The sequence below is a fragment of the Streptomyces capoamus genome, from assembly GCF_014654935.1.
Classification (GTDB): domain Bacteria; phylum Actinomycetota; class Actinomycetes; order Streptomycetales; family Streptomycetaceae; genus Streptomyces; species Streptomyces capoamus.
In genome coordinates, this window is the sequence record NZ_BNBF01000015.1 from 93,278 (window position 1) to 97,252 (window position 3,975).

Here is a 3,975-nt window from a genome sequence, read left to right on the forward strand (position 1 = left end):
CTGACACAGGAGGGCATCGGCGAGGGCACCGTCAACTTCCGGCTGCGCGACTGGCTGTTCAGCCGCCAGCGCTACTGGGGCGAGCCCTTCCCGATCGTCTACGACGAGGACGGCATCGCCCACGCGCTGCCCGAGTCGATGCTGCCGCTGGAGCTGCCCGAGGTCGAGGACTACAGCCCGCGCACCTTCGACCCGGACGACGCCGACACCCAGCCCGAGACGCCGCTGTCGCGCAACGAGGAATGGGTCGACGTCATCCTGGACCTGGGCGACGGCCCCAAGAAGTACCGCCGCGAGACCAACACCATGCCCAACTGGGCCGGTTCGTGCTGGTACGAGTTCCGGTACCTGGACCCGCACAACGACCGCAAGCTGGTCGACCCGGAGATCGAGCAGTACTGGATGGGCCCGCGCGAGGGCCTGCCGCACGGCGGTGTCGACCTGTACGTCGGCGGCGCCGAGCACGCCGTGCTGCACCTGCTGTACGCGCGCTTCTGGTCCAAGGTCCTGTACGACCTGGGGCACGTCTCGTCCGCGGAACCGTTCCACAAGCTGTTCAACCAGGGCATGATCCAGGCCTACGTCTACCGCGACAGCCGTGGCATCGCGGTGCCGGCCGCCGAGGTGGAGGAGCGCGACGGCGCCTACTACTACCAGGGCGAGCAGGTCTCCCGGCTGCTGGGCAAGATGGGCAAGTCCCTGAAGAACGCGGTCACTCCGGACGAGATCGCCGCCGAGTACGGCGCCGACACGCTGCGCCTGTACGAGATGGCGATGGGCCCGCTGGACGTCTCCCGTCCGTGGGACACCCGCGCGGTCGTCGGCCAGTTCCGGCTGCTGCAGCGGCTGTGGCGCAACATCGTCGACGAGGCCACCGGCGAGGTCACCGTGACCGACGCCGAGCCCGACGAGGACACCCTGCGCGCCCTGCACAAGGCCATCGACGGTGTGCGCCAGGACCTGGAAGGCCTGCGCTTCAACACCGCCATCGCCAAGGTCACCGAGCTGAACAACCACCTGACCAAGGCCGGCGGTGCGGTGCCGCGGTCCGTGGCGGAGCCGCTGGTGCTGATGGTCGCCCCGCTGGCCCCGCACATCGCCGAGGAGCTGTGGCGCAAGCTGGGCCACACCGACTCGATCGTCCACCGGGACTTCCCGGTCGCCGACCCGGCCTACGTCGTGGACGAGACCGTGACCTGCGTCGTGCAGGTCAAGGGCAAGGTCAAGGCCCGGCTGGAGGTGCCGCCGGCCATCTCCGAGGAGGAGCTGGAGAAGGCGGCGCTGGCGGACGAGAAGGTCGTCGCGGCGCTGGACGGCGCGGACATCCGCAAGGTGATCGTGCGGGCGCCGAAGCTGGTCAACATCGTTCCCGCCTGAGAACCGGGTGCTTTCCACCGGCTCGGGGTAGTCCCCTACGGGCAGGTTCGGGGTTCTTCCGGAACTCCGGGCCTGCCCGCAGCGTTTACCGTGGAGAGCGCAGCGGCTCATGCCGCACCAGCCGGAGGAGGAGCGTCATGGACGTCGTGTTGGCCGTGTTCGCCCTGCTCTTCCTGCTCTTCGTCGGCCTCGGCGCGTACGCCACGGTCAAGGCCGTCGGCGCCGCCAAGCGCGGCGTGGACCGGTCCATCGCGCAGGCCCGCCGCACGGTCGAGGACCACACCCTGCGCGCCAAGTCCTTCGTCCAGCCCGGGCCCGCCGGCGAGATCGCCCAGCTGCGGCTGGCACTGCGCACCTCCATGCGCGCCACACAGGAGATCCTGCACGCGGGCTCGGCCGAGGACGAGTCGCTGAAGGAGTCCCTCGGCCTCTTCGAGCGGCTCAGCGCGCACGGACACGAGCTGGACGCCGATCTCAAGCGCCTGGAGACCGAGCCGGACCGGGCCGCGCTCGCCGAACGCCTGCCCGAACTGCGCAGTCGGACCGAGCGGATCACCTCGTCCGCGGACTCCCTGCGCTGGGCCGTGCACGACCGGACCCGCCGCTTCGCCGACGACGACCTGGGCACCCTGAGCGCCCAGATCGACATCGAGACGGGCGCCCTGCGCCACTGGACGCGGACCGAGCCCGGCCAGGTGCCCCCGCAGTGGCCCGATGCGTCCGCTCCCGCGGCGGCCGACCACCCGGCCACGCAGCGGACCCGGCCCACGGCATCCGGGTCCCCCACCGCGCGGCCCGCTCCCGACGCGATCGCCCCGCCGTCCTGGCGCCCCGCGTCCCCGTGGCAGAAGAAGCCCCGTCCCGAGAGCACCACATGAGCGGACCGTCCCGCGATCACAGCACCGGGGCCGGGCTGCCGAGCGAGCACTACGCCAGGTAACCTCCAGGGCATGTCCTGCCATGTCGCGATCGTCACCGATTCAACGGCCTACCTGCCGCCCCGGACGATGGAACGCCATGGCATCACCGCGGTCCCGCTGACCGTGGTCCTCGGCGACCGGGCCCTGGAAGAGGGCACCGAGATCTCCACCCGCTCCCTGGCCCAGGCGCTGCAGAAACGGCGCTCCGTGACCACCTCCCGCCCCAGCCCGCAGGTGTTCGCGGAGACCTACCGCCGGGTCGCCGAGTCCGGCGCGAGCGGCATCGTCTCCCTGCACCTGTCCGCCGAGCTGTCCGGCACCTACGACGCCGCGGTCCTCGCGGCGCGCGAGGCACCGGTGCCCGTGCGGGTCGTGGACACCGGGATGATCGCGATGGCGCTCGGCTTCTGCGCGCTCGCCGCGGCCGAGACCGCCGAGGCGGGCGGCACGATGGACGAGGCCGTCACGGCCGCCGAGAAACGGGCGGCGGGCACGTCCGCCTACTTCTACGTCGACACCCTGGACTATCTGCGCCGCGGCGGCCGCATCGGCGCCGCGCAGGCCCTGCTGGGTTCCGCGCTCGCCGTGAAGCCGCTGCTCCAGCTGGACGGCGGCCGGATCGAGCTGCTCGAAAAGGTCCGTACGGCGTCCAAGGCGATCGCGCGCCTGGAGGAACTGGCCGCCGAGCGGGCGGGCAGCGCCGAGGTGGACGTCGCCGTCCACCACCTCGCAGCCCCCGACCGCGCCGCCGCTCTCGCCGACCGGCTGCGGGCCCGGGTCCCGGGCCTGGCCGAGCTGCACGTCAGCGAGGTAGGAGCGGTGATCGGGGCCCACACCGGGCCAGGACTGCTGGGCGCGGTCGTCTCGCCGCGCTGACCGGCAGTCCTCGGGCCGGTCTTCCCGCCCGCTCACGGGCGACCACCGTTTCACTCGTCCGGGTGGCGGAGTTGTCCACAACCGACCGGTCCTCCACGGAAATTCACCAAGATCATCGTGATGGGCGGAAACATTCCATCCTCGTCACATGGCACTTCGATCTGGCTCACGCACAGCGACTCCGACCAGCGGCCCCGGCCGTGGCGCCGGCTCCGACGGCCGCCTCCGCCTCCGTCACCGTCACCACAGCCCCCGCTCCCGCCGCGCCCGCCACCGCCCGCCCGCACCCGCGGAAGAACTACGCCGCCGTGCCGACCTCCTCTTCGGTGAAGGAGCCGTCCAGTGGGGGGAGTCGGGCAACGCCCCGCCGGACCGGGCGAGGCCCGCGAGCGCGCCGACCGCGACGGTGACGGGAACGGCGGGCCTGAGCACGAGGAGGACGGTGTCAGCGGCGCTGCCTGCTGCGGGCACGGCCCCCGGCTGGACGGCGACCGTGGAACCGCCGGTGCCGAACAGCGCCACGGAGCCCGGACCGGCCGGCGCGGTGCCGCTGCCGGAGCCGGAACCGCGGCCGGAGACGGAACCGCGGCCGGGGCAGAAGCCGGAGGCACCCGCCGGCCCGGACTGGCGGGAGCGGGCCGGGCTCGCGCTGCGCGAGCGGATGCCGGTGTGGCTGCAGGCACGGTACGCGGTGGAGCGGCGCGGAGTCGTGGCGCTCGCCGTGGTCCTCGTGGCCGCCGCCGTCTTCGCCGCGCAGCACTTCTGGGCCGGCCGACCCGAGTCGGTGAGTGCTCCTCAAGTG

Annotated in this window: 3 protein-coding genes and 1 pseudogene; all 4 read left to right on the forward strand. The window is 72.7% G+C overall.

Annotation, left to right across the window (positions count from 1 at the left end; translation table 11 throughout):
• The coding region (locus IE312_RS41410; RefSeq protein ID WP_229900314.1) for a class I tRNA ligase family protein at positions 1 to 1,377 on the forward strand (1,377 nt) is incomplete at its 5' end.
• 137 nt (positions 1,378 to 1,514) lie between these two features.
• Complete coding sequence (locus IE312_RS23060) at positions 1,515 to 2,255, forward strand: hypothetical protein (RefSeq protein ID WP_189984245.1); 741 nt, start codon at positions 1,515 to 1,517, stop codon at positions 2,253 to 2,255.
• A 72-nt stretch (positions 2,256 to 2,327) separates the two neighbouring features.
• Positions 2,328 to 3,173: a DegV family protein gene (locus IE312_RS23065; protein WP_189984246.1), complete on the forward strand. Its 846-nt coding sequence runs from the start codon at positions 2,328 to 2,330 to the stop codon at positions 3,171 to 3,173.
• Positions 3,174 to 3,615: 442 nt separating this feature from the next.
• Positions 3,616 to 3,975, forward strand: a pseudogene (locus IE312_RS44030) (hypothetical protein); the annotation flags it as partial.